Origin of the sequence: Methylocystis rosea SV97 (assembly GCF_000372845.1) — a bacterium.
Taxonomy (GTDB): Bacteria; Pseudomonadota; Alphaproteobacteria; order Rhizobiales; family Beijerinckiaceae; genus Methylocystis; species Methylocystis rosea.
On record NZ_KB889963.1, the window covers coordinates 201,468 to 217,101 of the forward strand.

Annotated in this window: 10 protein-coding genes; 7 read left to right on the forward strand and 3 right to left on the reverse strand. The window is 65.2% G+C overall.

Going from position 1 to position 15,634, the window contains the following annotated elements; translation table 11 throughout:
- Nucleotides 1–15 precede the first annotated feature (15 nt).
- Nucleotides 16–1,029 carry a magnesium transporter gene (locus A3OO_RS0101090; protein WP_245257070.1) on the reverse strand — a complete coding sequence of 338 codons (1,014 nt, stop codon included), beginning with the start codon at nucleotides 1,027–1,029 and terminating at the stop codon, nucleotides 16–18.
- Between the two features lie 221 nt (nucleotides 1,030–1,250).
- Here A3OO_RS0101090 and A3OO_RS0101095 point away from each other — a divergent pair, with 221 nt between their 5' ends.
- Both A3OO_RS0101095 and A3OO_RS0101100 read left to right on the forward strand, forming a co-directional pair.
- Complete coding sequence (locus tag A3OO_RS0101095; protein WP_018405986.1) at nucleotides 1,251–1,607, forward strand: DUF5132 domain-containing protein; 357 nt, start codon at nucleotides 1,251–1,253, stop codon at nucleotides 1,605–1,607.
- Complete coding sequence (locus A3OO_RS0101100; protein ID WP_018405987.1) at nucleotides 1,608–2,051, forward strand: HMA2 domain-containing protein; 444 nt, start codon at nucleotides 1,608–1,610, stop codon at nucleotides 2,049–2,051. It begins immediately after the preceding gene.
- Nucleotides 2,052–2,053: 2 nt separating this feature from the next.
- Here A3OO_RS0101100 and A3OO_RS0101105 read toward each other — a convergent pair whose 3' ends face one another.
- Together A3OO_RS0101105 and A3OO_RS0101110 are read right to left on the reverse strand one after the other, a co-directional pair.
- Nucleotides 2,054–3,235 carry a methionine adenosyltransferase gene (locus tag A3OO_RS0101105; protein WP_018405988.1) on the reverse strand — a complete coding sequence of 394 codons (1,182 nt, stop codon included), beginning with the start codon at nucleotides 3,233–3,235 and terminating at the stop codon, nucleotides 2,054–2,056.
- Nucleotides 3,225–6,125: a cation-translocating P-type ATPase gene (locus A3OO_RS0101110; RefSeq protein ID WP_018405989.1), complete on the reverse strand. Its 2,901-nt coding sequence runs from the start codon at nucleotides 6,123–6,125 to the stop codon at nucleotides 3,225–3,227. Before A3OO_RS0101110 ends, A3OO_RS0101105 begins: the two co-directional genes overlap by 11 nt.
- A 686-nt stretch (nucleotides 6,126–6,811) precedes the next feature.
- On the opposite strand from A3OO_RS0101110, the gene A3OO_RS0101115 reads away from it, so the two are divergent.
- The 5 genes from A3OO_RS0101115 to A3OO_RS0101135 all read left to right on the forward strand — a co-directional run bounded on the left by A3OO_RS0101115 (nucleotide 6,812) and on the right by A3OO_RS0101135 (nucleotide 15,613).
- Nucleotides 6,812–7,957: a catalase family protein gene (locus A3OO_RS0101115; protein ID WP_245257071.1), complete on the forward strand. Its 1,146-nt coding sequence runs from the start codon at nucleotides 6,812–6,814 to the stop codon at nucleotides 7,955–7,957.
- Nucleotides 7,945–9,765 carry a c-type cytochrome gene (locus tag A3OO_RS0101120; RefSeq protein ID WP_018405991.1) on the forward strand — a complete coding sequence of 607 codons (1,821 nt, stop codon included), beginning with the start codon at nucleotides 7,945–7,947 and terminating at the stop codon, nucleotides 9,763–9,765. The genes A3OO_RS0101115 and A3OO_RS0101120 overlap by 13 nt, the downstream gene beginning before the upstream one ends.
- A 304-nt stretch (nucleotides 9,766–10,069) precedes the next feature.
- Nucleotides 10,070–10,867, forward strand: a complete 798-nt coding sequence (locus A3OO_RS0101125) for a hypothetical protein (protein ID WP_018405992.1) — start codon at nucleotides 10,070–10,072, stop codon at nucleotides 10,865–10,867.
- Nucleotides 10,788–12,323 (forward strand): Y-family DNA polymerase, encoded by a 1,536-nt coding sequence (locus A3OO_RS0101130; RefSeq protein ID WP_425338969.1) that lies wholly within the window; start codon nucleotides 10,788–10,790, stop codon nucleotides 12,321–12,323. Before A3OO_RS0101125 ends, A3OO_RS0101130 begins: the two co-directional genes overlap by 80 nt.
- Nucleotides 12,320–15,613 (forward strand): error-prone DNA polymerase, encoded by a 3,294-nt coding sequence (locus tag A3OO_RS0101135; RefSeq protein WP_018405994.1) that lies wholly within the window; start codon nucleotides 12,320–12,322, stop codon nucleotides 15,611–15,613. Before A3OO_RS0101130 ends, A3OO_RS0101135 begins: the two co-directional genes overlap by 4 nt.
- Nucleotides 15,614–15,634 lie beyond the last annotated feature (21 nt).

Below are 15,634 nucleotides of genomic sequence, written 5' to 3' on the forward strand. Positions count from 1 at the left end.
CTTCCATCCCGCGGCTCAGAACACCAGCCAAGAAGCGACGACAAAATAAGTCAAGAGGGAAAACGTGTCCTGCACCACGGTCGCGACCGGGCCGGAGCCGAGCGCTGCGTCATAGCCGAGCCGCGCGAAAATCCAGGGCATTAGAAACCCGAACGTCGTTGCGATGGTGCTCGCGACCGCCAGCGAAATTCCGACGGTCGCGGCGAGGCCGACGCTCGAAAAGAAGAACCAGACGATCGGGAAAGCGAGACCGCCGAGCATCGCGCCGAGCAGCGCCCCGGTGCCCAGCTCCCCGGCGAAAAGCGGCAGCAAGGCCGAATCGGTCAGGGAGAGGCCGCGGATGACGACGACTTCCGACTGCGTGCCGACCGAATCCGCGAGATAAACGATCGCAGGGATAAAGAAGGCGACGGCGATATGCGCGCTGAGCGCGGTTTCGAAGCGCGACATCATCGCGGTCGCCGCGGCGCTGCCGGCCATGCCGACAAGCAGCCAGGGCAATCGATAAAGCGCGCGACGGTGCGGCGCGGCCGTCAACGCGTCTCTTGCAGCCTCCGACTTGCCGAGGATGCCCACCATGTGATGCAGATCCTCAAGATGCTCGTCGCGCAAGATGGTCATGAGCGCGCGCGCCGGCACGGCGCCGAGAAATCTTCCTTCGGCGTCGCAGACGGCCAAGATCGACAGTCCCGAGTGAATGGCGACGCTCGCCGCAGCTTCGCGATCGGCGCCGAGCGGCACGCTGTAGGCTTCGGCCGTTCGGGCAATGTCATGCAGCGGCGTCGACTCCGGCGCGCCAAGCAGATCGCGTATGGCGACGACGCCAATCAGGCGACCGTCTTCGGCAACCACGAAAACATGCGAGGCGTCGTCGAAACGCTGGCCGATCAACCGCCCCCGCGCCTCGCCGGCGCTTTCCAGCGAGCGGGCCACAGGCACGGACGTCACGAGATAGCGCCCCACGGTCTGGCCGTTCGTCTCCACTGGAGGCAGGCGGTCTAGCGTCGGGGTACTGGGCATTACGGTCATGGCTTCTCATTGATGTTCTGAGAGACAAGCGGCGTCCGGGCCGATTGAGCAGCGGGTAGCCGCAGCTCATAGGAACGCGCCACGTTACAGTTATGTGACCGTGTACGCGCGCTCTTTTCGCGATCGCGTCGATTGTTGCTGATAGGATGTCTTGATAGAATTTCCTCGCCGTCTTCGCTTGGCCCTGGTGGCCCGTAGCGAATCGGACCGGAGTCGAAGTGATGAAACCCTTTGGATTTGCGCTAGGCGCGTTGACGGGCGCCGCCGCGGTTTTGCTCCTAAACCGGCAGGGAACGCAGCGCGTGCGCCCGATCGCCAAGGCGGCGATGAAAGCCGCGGTGATGGCCTATCACGAAGCGCGCGTGCAAGGCGCCGAACTCGCCGAGGCCGCCGAGGATCTCTTCGCCGAAGCGAAGGCCGAGGCCGTGGCCGATATTTTCGCGGCAGCGATGGCCGCGGCGCAGACGAAGGCTGCGCAAGCAAAGACCGAAACAACGTCCGCAGCGACGGCAAAGCCCGAGAGCGCGGCGCCAGCAGGCGAGGCTCCCGCCTCGCGCACCGCAGGCGAGAGCGCGTAGATGAGCGAGGCAATCCTGCCCCTGGCGCAGGTGGCGCACGCCATGCCCGGCCGCGCGCGGCTGCGCGTCGCCGACCGCCGCGGCGACGCCGCTTATTTCGCTTCGGTCGCCAAGGGCCTTTCGGCGATCGCCGGCGTTCGCAATGTCGAAGTGGCGCCAATGACGGGCAGCGTGCTCATTCAGCACAGCGGACCCTTGGCGCGCATCGGCGTCGCGGCGCAGGAGGCGCGGCTCTTTGTCGTCGGCGAAGCGCCTCACGCCGCGCGCGAGGCGCCGGCAGTCTCGATCGACCCGAAAGCCGTCGCGGCGCTGGCGCTGTTCGCCGCCGCGCTGTGGCAAATGTCGAAGGAGAGCGTTTTGCCGCCGGCGATCACCCTGCTGTGGTATGCGAGCCGGCTGGGCGGAGTCTGGTCGCCGGATGGCGACGGCGGGAATGGCGATTAGTCCTAACCCCTGAGCGCATCCGCGACATCGGTCGCTTCCCACGGGAGATCGAGATCGGCGCGGCCAAAATGTCCGTAGGTGGCCAGCGGCAGATAGAAGCCGGCCGGGCCGCACCTCTGGGGCGCGGTGCGCAAGCCGAAGCGGCGGACGATCGAGCCAGGCCGAAAATCCAGAAGCGCGGCGAGGCGTCTGGCGATTTTCTCATCCGCCAGATAGCCGCTGCCGAAGGTCTCGACCGAGAGACTGATGGGCTCCGCCTGCCCCGCCGCGTAAGCCAGGTGAACTTCGCAGCGCTCGGCGAGGCCCGCCGCGACGATGTTCTTGGCGGCGTGCCGCGCGGCGTAAGCGCCGGCGCGTTCGATGCGCGAAGGGTCCTTGCCTGACAGCGCCGAGCCGCTCTGGCGCGCGATCTCGCCATAGGCGTCGATGCCGCTCTTGCGCCCAGTCAGGCCGGCGTGGCGCGCGGGTCCGCCGATTTCAAAGGGCTCGCCGGCGTTGACGTGAACCGTCGTGTGAGCGTCCGGCCTCATGTCGCCCGCGGAAAGCGCATCAAGCGCGATCGCGCGCAGCCGGTCGAACTTGGCGTCGTCCATCGCCGCGCCGTCAAAGGCGACGGTCAGCGAAACCCCATAGATTCGTGCGGGGCGACCGCCGCGAAATTCGACCGAGACTTGCGTCTTGGCGTCAGGCGAGAGCGACGAGAATCCGTCGCGCCGAGCGGCGTCGAGCGCCCGCGCGACCTTATGCGCGAGGCTGATCGGCGCCGGCATGAATTCAGGCGTATCGCGACAGGCGTAGCCGAAAACATTGGCCTGCTCACGCGCCACGCGCCGGCTGATCGCCGCGTCGTCGTCAAGCTCTTGGAGAGGCGGCTCGCGCGCCTCGAGCGGCAATTCCACGAAGCTCGTCAGAATCGAGCAGTTGCGCGCGTCGAAGCTCCCAGCGGCGTAACCGGCCTCCTGCATGACCGCGCGCGCCAGCGCCGGCAAATCGACGAGCGCGTCGGCGGCGTATCGCGCGGCGAGAAAGACGACGCCGGTCGCCAGGGCGCATTCCACAGTTGCGCGCGCGCGATCATCTTCACGCAGCAGCGCATCAATGGCCGCATCGCTGATCTGATCGCAGAGCTTGTCGGGGTGCCCCGGAGTCACCGACTCCGACGTGAAGATCATGTCAGGCGACATGGCTTTCTCCGTTGCGGCGCGGCGCCGCCTCTTCGCGATCGGCGATTCTGCCGATGATATCGTTGGCGAGCGAACTGCCGAGGGCGATGGCGCCGATCCGCAACAGGTCGCCGGCGCCGAGCGGCGACAGGCCGAGAAGGCGCCGGGTCAACGGAAAGAGTTGCACGCCCGCCTGCAGCAGCAGGGTCGCGCCGACGGCGCCATAGAGCGTCGAATTGGGCGGCCTGCCGACCTCGGAGCTTAATCCGCGTAACTCCGAACGACAGGCCAGACTGTGGAGCAACTGGCCGCAGGTGAGGCCGTGAAAGGTGACGGTGCTAGCGCGCGCGCCGCCGGCGCCGCCGCCGAGGCTGAAATAGCCGATCAGCGCCGCAACGCCCATCACCGACCCCTCGCGAAGAATGCGCCTAAAATCGGAGGCGGCGAGAATCGGCGCTTTCGGATCATGCGGCGGCCTGTCGAGCACGTCGGGCTCCGGCGGCTCAAGCCCCAGCGCGATCGCCGGCAGCGCGTCGGTCGCCAGATTGAGCCAGAGCAGTTGCATCGGCGTCAACGGCTCGCCGCCGACAAGGGCGGCGCCGAGCATGGCGATCGTCTCGGATGCGTTGGTCGAAACGAGATAGCGCAGGACCTTACGAATATTCGCATAGGTGGCGCGGCCGAGTCGGATGGCCTCGACGATGCCGTCCATGTCGTCGGTCGCGAGCACGATGTCTGCGACCTGCCGGGCGACGTCGGCGCCTTCTCCGCCCATCGCGATTCCGACGTCCGCCGCGCGCAAGGCGGGGCCGTCGTTGACGCCGTCGCCGGTCATCGCCACGATATGGCCGTGGCCTTGCAGCGCCTTGACGATGTTGAGCTTGTCGACGGGGCTGACGCGCGCGAAGACATGCGGCTGCCTCGCCAGCGCCTCGAGCATCTCGGGCTGCATCTTCGCCATCTGCCCGGCCTCGAGCACGCGCAGCTCGCCGCCGTGATTGAGATCGAGACGCCGCGCGATGGCGAAGGCGGTCGCGCTTTGATCGCCGGTGATCATCACCGTGCGCACGCCGGCGCGATGCAGCTGCTTGAGCGCTGGGCCGACGCTGGCGCGAATAGGATTCGCGATGCCGGCAAGGCCGAGCCACACGAGATCATGCTCGTCACGGGGATCGCCGCCGGCTTCGCCGATCGCGACGCCAAGAACGCGCAGCGCGTCGCCGGCCATGCGCTCATTGGCCTTGAGAATGGCGGTCCGCGCCGGGCCGTCGAGCGGCGCGGCGCCATCGGCCATGCTGCGGGTCGCGCAACGCGCCAGCACCTCGACCGGATCGCCTTTAACGCAAAGCACCCGCGCGCCGCCGGTCGCTTCGTGGAGCGTGCTCATGCGCTTGCGGCCCTCGCCGCGCGCCACGCAGGTCGCCATAGGCGCAGATCGCCGCAGAGCGAGGGGATCGACGCCCATCGCCACGCCCGCTTGCACCAATGCTGTTTCGGTCGGCGTGCCGTCGATCTCCCAACCTTTCGCCGCGGGCGCGACGGCGGCGTCGCTGCATAGCGTCGCGGCTTCGAAGAGGCGACGCGCAATAGCGACTGTCGCGGCGTCGGCATCGACGCCGTCGCGCAACAGTCTGCCTTCCTGGAGCTCAAACGCGCCATTATCGACGTGAACGCGAACCGCCGCCATGCGGTTTTCGGTGAGCGTGCCGGTCTTATCGAGTCCGATCGTCTCGATCGCGCCAAGCGTCTCCACGGCGTCGATCTTGCGCACCAGCACCTTGCGCTTGCGCATGTCCTGCACGCCCAAGGCGAGCGTCGTGGTCGCGACGGCGGGCAGCCCTTCGGGGATGGCCGCCACCGCGAGCGAAATCGCGCTGCGCAAGGTCGGGATAAGCCCGTGCCCGCGCAGAAGGCCAAGAGCGAAGACGCACGCGCAAATGGCGCCATTGACGATGACAAGTTCGCGCTCGACGTCGCCCAGTTCGCGCTGAATAGGCGTTTGTGGCCGTTGTAGCGCGCCGAGCAACTGCTGCACGCGGCCGATCTCGGTCTGCGCGCCGATGGCGGTGATAATGGCTACGCCGGATCCGCCGGTCACCGCCGTGCCGCGAAACACCATATTGCGACGATCGGAGACTCCCGTATCCGGCGCCAGAACAATCTTTGCCTCTTTCGGCGCCGGTTGCGCCTCGCCGGTCAACGGCGATTCGTTCACGGTCAGATCGTCGCTGGCGATCAGCCGCGCGTCCGCCGGCACAAAGACGCCGCGTTCGATCAGCAGGAGGTCGCCCGGCGCAAGATCGCGCGCGTCGATCCTCAGTCGCGCGCCGTCGCGGACGACGGCGGCGTCCGACAACTCCTCCGAGGCAAGGCCCGAAATCGTTCGGTCCGCCTGACGTTCGGTGGCCGCGGCGATGCCGGCGTTGATCAGCACCACCGCAGCGATCATCACCGCGTCGGCGACGCCGCCGGTGGCCAGCGACACCACCGCCGATGCGCCGAGCAAAACAATCGGGAGACTGGTCAACTGTTCCGCGAAAACGATCGCCGCCGAGCGCGGCTCTGCGCGGCGGAGCTCGTTATGCCCCCATTTCTGCAGTCGTTCCGACGCGTCCTCTGTCGTTAAGCCTCGACCGAGGTCCGTCTCCAGCCGCGCCGCGAGCGCATCGATCGCTTCGGCGTGAGCGGCGTTTTCCGGCGTTAGCAACGCGCTTTCGCCGACGTCGAATACCGGCTCTTCAGCGACCGCCGCTTCGAGCGCCTGCATCAGTCGCGCGCTTGTGACGGGCTGCTGAAATTCGATGAGAGTCGAACCCGTCAATTCGCTGGAGCGAACGAAAAGGACGCCGGGCAGACGTCGAAGCCGCTTCTCGACGGCCCGCGCGAGCGCTGCGCGGCCGCGCAGCCCCATATGGCGGATCCGCGCGCGGCCGCAACAAGCATCATGAATAAGCTCGGCGTCAAATTGCGCACAGGACTCCACGCCGAAGCGACGTGAACCTACGGGCGCGTTCTCTGAGTCCGCTTCAGCCAGGATCATTGAGCACATTGTCTGGCGCGCATCGAAGCCCGCTTTTCACGACCGTTCGATGACACTCGGCTCTGCGGATCGCTTCCGCAAAACCGCTGCTCTGAGTCATGTCGTCGGCAGCCGCTCGTAAACGGCGACGCGCAATGGGCGCGCTCCGCAATGTTTGAGATCGCTACTATAGTTGCGCGCAAGGGATAGGCGCAACCGCGGGCCACTGCGCTGCACAGCGCATCCTGCGCTGCAAAATCGTCTGCCGGCGGAACCTTAACGAAGGATCGGCGTTCCCCACCAGCGGCAAGCTTATATTGCGCCTTCGCCAGTTTGCAAATCTGATAGTGTTAGCGTTTTCAGTTTCGTCGATTCGGGTGGGAGCGAACAATGTTCTTGAGAAAGCTGCTTGCGGCGAGCTTCGCCGCAACCGCATCTGCTATCGCCGGCTCAACATTCTGCACAACGTCGATAGCGCCATTCTAGGCGTCAAGGTCACACGGGCGTATAACGTCCTTGCGGCGGACTTCTTTCAAATGCGCAATTCAAGAAATCGCTTTCTCGAGGGGAGGGAAAACATGATGAGAAGACGGAGCGCGTCTGTCGCGACGGCCGCCATGCTTTTGGCGATGTCAACAAGCCCGCGCCAAGCCGCCAGCGCCGAACAGGCGGCGGCCGCCGTACCGGCGGCCCCGCTCACCAAATTCGAGAAAGCGCCTGCGGGCGAAGCCGAGCAGATCGGGCAGATCATTTCGCTCACCACGCAGCTTCTGCAGATGCGCTATCCGGAAGGGATGGCGCGGCGCGGCGTGCATCCAAAAGATCACGGCTGCGTCAAAGCGACATTTACCGTCAATTCGGATATTCCCCCAAATTACCGGGCTGGCGTCTTCGCGACGCCGGGCAAGAAATATCCGGCCTGGATTCGCTTCTCCAACGCGACGCCCTTTCTTGCGCCCGATCTTGGAAAGAAGGGACCCGACAGCCGCGGCATGGCGATCAAGCTCATCGGCGTCGACGGAGACACGCTCTTAAACGAGCCCGGCGCAAAGACGCAGGATTTCCTGCTGATCAATCTTCCGGGCTTCGCCTTCCCGAACGTCTCCGAATATCTGGAAGTCACCAAGATTCAGCTCGCGAAACATGACGACATCACGTCCTTTTTTGCGCCGCCCCTGTCGCCTGATCGACTGAAGACGGCGGCGGTCGTCAAGAAGATCCAGCAAACCAACGTCGGCAATCCGCTCGAGAGTCCGTATTTTTCGGCTGCGCCGTTTCTTTATGGCTCCGACAGGGTCGCGAAATTCAGCGTGACGCCGAGAAGCGCGGAAAAGACGCCCGTGCCGGCAAATCCAACCACGAATTATCTGCGCGAGGCGATGAAGAAGAGCCTCGATCCCGCCAATGGCAAGCCGGCAGTCTTCGATTTCAAAGTCCAGCTGCGCAATGATGATTCGCTGCCGATCGAAGACGCGACCGCCGAATGGTCGGAGACGACCGCGCCGCCGCAAAATGTCGCGACCATCGAGATCGACCAGCAGGATTTCGACAATGCGTTTCAGGTGACGGAATGCGAGCACATGGCGTTCACGCCATGGCACGGGCTCACGGCGCACCAGCCGATCGGCGGCATCAATCGGCTGCGTCGCGACGTCTATATCGCCTCCTCGAAGTTCCGGTCCCAGCCCAAAGAGCCGACGGGATTCCCAAAATGGCCGTGGTGACGCGTCTCACAAGCGCGATCGCGCGCGTTTCGTTCGTCGCATGCTTGGCGCTGGCGTCACACGCGTGTCTCCACGCGCCGGCTTTCGCGCAAACGGCGCCTTCCGGCGGCGAGTGGCGCGCCGAGCAGGAAAAAAGACTGAAGGCGCTCGACGCCTATATCAGCCGAAAGCCGGTCGCCTATCGCTGGTTTGCGGATTTTCCCTTCGGCCTGAGCGACGGCGCTCCGTTCATCATTTTGAAGCTCCTGCCAAAGCTCGCGCCCGAAGAATGGGGAAGCGCGGATAATTTTCTCGACGTCGCCGGCCTCTTCATCGACGCGCGCGATCCCACCTACCCCATCGCGCGCGGCTTCGGCTGGACCGGCCTGGCGCGCGACGATCCCAGCGGCGCCCTGGATTACGCGGCTTTGAGTTGCGGCGCCTGCCATATCGGTCGGGTGCGGCTCGACGACGGCAGTCTGCGCTATCTCGACGGCGGCGTGAACGCGCAGTTCAACCTCGTTCAGTATCGCGTCAGAGTGAGAAACACGATCAAGAAGATCACCGAGGGGGCGACGACGCCGGAGGAGAAGATCGAACGCGCCACTCGGGCCATTCTTACAGCGCTCGACAAGGCGCATGCCCAAGACAGAAATTACTTCTACAAGAATTACTCCTTCGCTGGCCGCCGCTTCGACGCCGCCTATGAGACGCGTCAGATTGAACTCTTCATGCGGGACGCGCCGGCGATCGTCGAAAAATTCCTGACGCGCGCCGGACTCGAATATGTCTCGCTGCTCGACCTCGTCTACAAGAACTACAAAGGCTTCGAGGAGCAGATGACGCAAGGTTTCGGCGGCATGGCCGACGCGACCGGCGTCAGCACGTCGATGGTCTACGCCGCCGCCGAAGCGAGCGGCGAAACTCCCGATCCGATGACAAGCCTGCCGCCGACGCCGGGCATCACCGACTTCATGGCCGTGTGGGAGCAGGAGAAGCGTCTGGCGCGCTGGTCCCCGGATCACACGCAACTCGTCGACGGCGGCGGACAATGGAACGGCAATATTCCGATTCCGATCTTCCGCAACCTCGCCGCCGAATTGACGCTGGGGCTCGGACGCGACACCGACATCCGCATCGCTGCTTTCAGCGAGGATCTGCTGCGCGATCTGCCGGCGCCCGTGTACCCCTTCCCCGTCGATCTCGCGCTCGCGAAAAAGGGCGCGGCGCTGTTCGACGAGAACTGCGCGGCGTGTCATCGGCCGCATAACGGCAAGGTCTACGACCTCGGCACGGATCTCGGCCGGGCGCGCGTCGTCAGCGACACGATTGCGAAAAACGCCCGCGACAGTTTTACGAAGATCTGTTCGCCGACGAGAGTCGTCGAGATGCCGCCCTCGGGCGACCGGCTTGCGCCCTGCGCGAAGTTCGAAGGCGTCTCGCTGGAGAACCGCGCGGACGTCTCCATGGCCGATCCCGCGACGCATGAAGGCTATAACGCCCTGCCGCTTGGCGGCGTGTGGGCGCAGGCGCCCTATCTGCACAACGGCTCAGTGCCGACGCTTTATCATCTCCTCGTGCCGCGCGAGCGCCCGGCCGTCTTCATCAAGAGCCGGCTCGACTATGACAAGAAGCTCGGCGGCTTCTCCTGGGAGCCGGCGCAAACGCTCTCGCGCGAAGGCTATCGTTTCGACACGGCGTCCTTTCCGGCGCTCTCCAACAAGGGGCACGACAAAGACGTCACCGAGGACGGCAAGACGTTGAAGCTCGATTGGTCCGACGACGTCGCCGGCGCCATGGCGATCGTCGAATATCTGAAGACGAAGTGACATTCGAAGCCCGGCGCGGGCGGGCATCAGCCGTCCGGAATCTTCCTCCCCGCAGCCGTCATGCCCGGCCTCGTGCCGGGCATCCACGCCGGGACATCGCGAAACGCATCACGTGGAGACGGCATGTTCGGCTCATGTCCTGACATTTGCGTCGTGTCATCGCGTGGATGGCCGTGACAAGCGCGGCCATGACGCTGTGAGATGACGCCTTGTTAACCTGGATACGGAGCCCTGCCGTTAGCCAGCCCCGCCTTGACTCTCCCGCATCGGGAGTCATTATGAGAACATAACAGGAACTCATGAGATGACCCAACCGCTGGCGTCGCTGCGGAAAAGCCTGGCTTGCGCCCATCGGGCCGCAACTTCCGAGACCATCGCGCTCGGGGCGGAAAGCCTCGATCGGCGGCTCGGCGGCGGAATTCTCCGCGCGGCGCTGCACGAGGCCTATGCCGAGACCGCCGCCGACGCCCCGGCGGCGATGGGCTTCGCTCTGGCGCTCGCCAGGCGCGCACTGGCGGGCGCGGAAAAGCCGCTGCTCTGGGCGCGCCCCGAGGCGCTGAGCGCCGAATCCGGCGCGCCCTATCCGCCGGGCCTCGCCGACATCGGCCTCGACCCCGCCGCCGTCGCCTTCATTCGCGTGCGCGACGCTCGAGAGGCGCTGCAGGCGGGCGTCGAAGCCGGACGCTGCGCAACTGTGGGCGCGACGCTGATCGAACTCTTCGGCGAAGCGCGCGCCTATGATCTGACCGCGAGCCGGCGCCTGGCTCTGGCGGCCGCTGCCGCTGGCGCGCCGATCTTTGTCTCCCGCGTCGGCGCCTCCCCTGCGCCGAGCGCCGCCGCAAGCCGCTGGCTTGTGCGCGCCGCGCCTTCCCGCGCGCTGGCGGCGAATGCGCCGGGATCAGCGGCTTTTACGATTTTTCTGCTGCGCCAGCGCGGCGGCGCGGCGGGGCATGAGTGGCGTGTGGAGTGGAACCGTGACCGTGGCGCCTTCGAGGACAGAACATTCGACGCATCGTCGCTATCTGGCTCTGTGGCTTCCCTTCCTGTCGGCGGAACGCCTGGCGAAGGCGCGCCGCAGAGGGCCGGACGCAAATTCGGATGATTCGCCGCTCATCCTCGTCAAAAAAGAACGTAGCGCGCTGCGCATCGACGCGCTCGATCGAAAGGCGATCGCGCTCGGCCTGACGCCGGGCATGACCCTCGCCGACGCCAGGGCGCGCGCGCCCCATCTCGCCGTCGCGCAGGCCGACCCTGACGCCGACGAGCGGCTGATGCTGCGGCTGGCCGCCTTTTGCGAACAGTTCACGCCGCTCGTGGCGCTCGATCCGCCCGGCGGCCTCATGCTCGACGCGACGGGCTGCGCGCATCTTTTTGGCGGCGAAGCGATGATGCGGACCTGCATCCTGCGGGCGATGGCGCGCCTCTCCTTCACCGGCCGCGCCGCCGTCGCCGGAACGCCGGACGCCGCGCGCGCTCTGGCGCGTTTTGGCCAAGAGGGCGTCACGCCTCCGGGCGAAGATGAAATTTTCACACGCCCGCTCTCCATCGCCGCGCTCGAAGCGCCAAAAGAGACGAGCGTGGCGCTGACGCGCGCCGGCCTCACGACATTGGGCGATCTCGCCGATCGTTCCTCGGCCGCGCTGACGGCGCGTTTTGGCGACGAAACGATGCGGCGGCTGACGCGCATTCTGGGACGCGAGGACGCGCGCATCACGCCCTTGCGGCCTTTGCCGGAATGCATGGTCGAGCGGCGCTTCGCCGAGCCTTTTCTCGATCTCTCAGCTATAGAGAATGTTCTGCGGCCGCTGATCGCGGAAGCGATGGGCATTCTCGAAAGGCGCGGCGAAGGCGGCCGCGCTTTTGAAGCGCGCTTCTTTCGCACCGACGGCGCGGTGGCGGCCCTGCGTTTCGAAACCGGCGCGCCCTCGCGCAATGTCGAAGCGCTGCTGCGACTCTTTAACCTGAAGGCCGAGTCGCTCGCCGATCCGCTCGATCCGGGATTCGGCTTCGACGTTATCCGCTTTTGCGTCCTCAACGCCGAAACGCTGGCGCAAAGCCAGATCGGCTTCGAGCGGCAGAGCGCGCAGGAAGGCGACGTCGCCGATCTCGTTGATCGCCTCGCGGCGCGTTTTGGCCGCGAACGCGTGCTGCGCTTTGCGGCGCATGAGACGCATGATCCCGTGCGCGCCGCCTCCTATGTTTACGCGGCGTCTCCTTCCAAACCCAATTCCTGGGAGAAGCCGGAACTTGGCGAACCGCCCTTGCGGCCGCTGTTTCTGTTTGATCCGCCGCAGCCCATCGACACAATGGCCGAGACGCCGGACGGGCCGCCGATGCATTTCAAATGGCGCCGCGTGCGCCACATGATCGCCCGCGCCGAAGGGCCGGAGCGCATCGCGCCGGAATGGTGGCGCAACGCGGTTGGCCGCGACAGGCGAACGCGCGACTATTACCGGCTGGAGGATCGCGAAGGCCATCGCTTCTGGGTGTTTCGCGAAGGCCTCTATGAAAGCGAAACCGCCGCGCCGCGCTGGTTCCTGCATGGGCTCTTCGCATGAGCGCGCCTTTCGCCGAACTCGTCGCGGCAACGAATTTCTCCTTCCTGCGCGGCGCGTCGCATCCGTCAGACATGGCGCTGACGGCGCTGCTGCTCGGCCATAGCGGAATTGGCATCGCCGACCGCAACAGCGTCGCCGGGGTCGTGCGCGCCTATGCCGCGCTTAAGGAACTGCGCGAAAAATTAAGCGATCCGCCGGCCGGCGACGATGCGACGCTTCTGGCGCAGCTTGACGCAGAGCGCGCCCAATCCTTCAAGCTCGTCGTCGGCGTGCGGCTCGTCTTCGCCGACGAGACGCCCGACATCGTCGCCCATCCACAAAATCGCAATGGCTGGGCGAGGCTCACGCGGCTGCTGACGACAGGGAATCTTCGCGCCAAGAAAGGCGAATGCCGTCTTTATTTCGACGATCTTGCACAAGCCGCGCACGATCTGCTGCTGATCGTCATGCCTTCACGCAATCTGACGCGCCTGCCCTCGACGCTCGCGCGTCTGAGCGATCTTGCGCAAGACGACGTCTGGCTCGGCGCGACCATGCCGCGGCGCGGCGACGACAGGCGGCGCCTCGCAAGACTGAAAGAAATTGCCGCGCGAACGCAGACGCCCTTGCTCGCGACGAATGACGCGCTTTACGCCGATCCCGGCCAGCGCGATCTGCAAGACGTTATGACCTGCATCCGCGAAGGCGTGACGCTCGCGCAAGCCGGACGCCGGATCGAGATCAACGCCGAGCGCTATTTGAAGACGCCGGAAGAAATGATGCGGCTCTTCGCTGACGCGCCGGAGGCGCTCGAGGAGACGCAATGTTTTCTCGCGCGCGTCGATTTCTCGCTCGATCAATTGACATATGAATATCCGGACGAGCCTGTCCCGCCGGGGCGCAATCCCCAGGAATGGCTCGAGGAGCTGACCTATCGCCACGCCGTCATGCGCTATCCAGACGGCGTGCCGGAGAAGGTCGAGAAGCTTCTGCGCGAAGAACTGGCGCTCATCGAGACGCTCGACTATGCGCGTTATTTTCTCACCATTCACGACATCGTGCGGATCGCCGAAGACAAGGGGATTCTCTGCCAGGGGCGCGGCTCCGCCGCCAATTCCGCCGTCTGCTATGTGCTCGGCGTCACCTGTGTCGATCCGGCGGAGAATGATCTGCTCTTCGCCAGATTCATCTCGCAGGAGCGCAAGGAGCCGCCCGACATCGACGTCGATTTCGAGCATGAGCGGCGCGAAGAGATCATCCAGCATATTTACGGCAAATACGGCCGCGAGCGCGCCGGACTCGTTGCGACTGTCATCAGCTACAGGCCGCGCAGCGCCATTCGCGAAGTCGGCAAGGTCTTCGGACTGACCGAGGACGTGACCGCCGCTCTCGCCAGCACGCAATGGGGCAGTTGGGGCGCCGACATTCCGCAGACTTATATCCGCCAGACCGGGCTTGATCCCGAAAATCCCGTCATCCGCCGCGCCATTCATTTCGCGACCCGGCTGCTCGGCTTTCCGCGCCATCTCTCGCAGCATGTCGGCGGCTTCGTTCTCGCGCGCGGGCGGCTCGACGAGTTGACGCCCATCGCCAACGCCGCGATGCCTGAGCGCACTTTCATCGAATGGGACAAGGACGACATCGACGCGCTTGGCCTGATGAAAGTCGACGTGCTGGCGCTCGGCATGCTCACCTGCATCCGAAAATGTTTCGATTATTTGCGCGCCCATGAGGGAAAAGACATGGGCCTCGCCGACGTGCCGGCCGACGACATGGCGACCTACGACATGCTGTGCAGAGGCGACTCCATCGGCGTCTTTCAGGTCGAGAGTCGCGCCCAGATGAATATGCTGCCGCGCCTGAAGCCGCGTGAATTCTATGATCTCGTCATTCAGGTGGCGATCGTGCGGCCGGGACCGATCCAGGGCAATATGGTGCATCCCTATCTGCGCCGCCGTTCCGGAAGCGAGCCGGTGATCTATCCCTCGCCCGCGCCGGAGCACGGACCGCCGGACGAATTGCGCAAGGTGCTTGAAAAGACCAAGGGCGTGCCGCTCTTTCAGGAGCAGGCGATGAAGCTCGCCATGGTCGCCGCAAAATTCTCCGATGTTGAAGCCAATCGCCTGCGCCGCGCCATGGCGACCTTTCGCAATCTTGGCACCATCCATGAATTCGAGGCGCTGATGGTCGAACGCATGGCGGCGCGCGGCTATGATCGCGGCTTCGCGCAAAGCTGTTTCGAACAGATCAAGGGCTTCGGCTCCTATGGCTTTCCCGAAAGCCACGCCGCGTCCTTCGCCAAGCTCGTCTACATCTCCTCCTGGATCAAATGTCACTATCCGGCGATCTTCGCCTGCGCCCTGCTCAACTCGCAGCCGATGGGCTTTTATGCGCCGACGCAGATCGTGCGCGACGCGCGCGAGCATGGCGTCGACGTGCGCGCCGTCGACGTGAATTTCAGCGAATGGGACAATACGCTGGAACGTACGGGAGATTTGGCGCTGCGTCTCGGCTTCCGCCAGGCGGACGGCGTGCATGAGAGCGAAGGACATCGCATCGTCGCAGCGCGGACGAAGCCCTATGACAGCGTCGAAGACCTTGCGCGGCGGGCGGCGCTCAACGGCGCGACGATGCGCGCGCTCGCCGACGCCGACGCTTTCCGCTCATTGCAAACCGACCGCCGCGACGCGCTCTGGGCCGTGCGGCGTCTGCCCGACGCCAAACCCCTGCCGCTCTTTGCCGCCGCCGACGCGCGCGAACTCGCCAAGGAACAAGATCCGCTGCTGCCGTCCATGTCGCTTGGCGAACATGTGGCGGCCGATTATCAAACGCTGCGGCTCTCGCTGAAAGCCCATCCAATGGCGGTGCTGCGGCCGATTTTCGCGCGCGAACGGATCATCACTTGCGCGGAAGTTTCGGCGCTCACGGATGGCGCCTTTGCGCGCGGCGCCGGCGTCGTGCTGGTGCGGCAACGGCCCGGACAGGGCAACGCCATTTTCGTCACGCTCGAAGATGAAACCGGCATCCTCAATATCGTCATCTGGGCGCGCCTCTTCGAGCGCTACCGCCGCGAGACGATGGCGTCACGACTCATGCTGGTGGAAGGAAGGGTGCAGAAGAGCCCCGAAAATGTCGTGCATCTGATGGCGCAGCGCATTATCGACCGCAGCCAAGACCTCAAGAGACTGTCAGACGCGCATCAGCCGGAAATCGTCCTGTCTCGCGCGGACGAATTCATCCATCCCCAGCATCCGCGCGGCGGCCATCCGCGCAATGTTCGGATCTTGCCGAAGTCGCGGGATTTCCATTGAGGGCGCGACAGAGACAGTCCG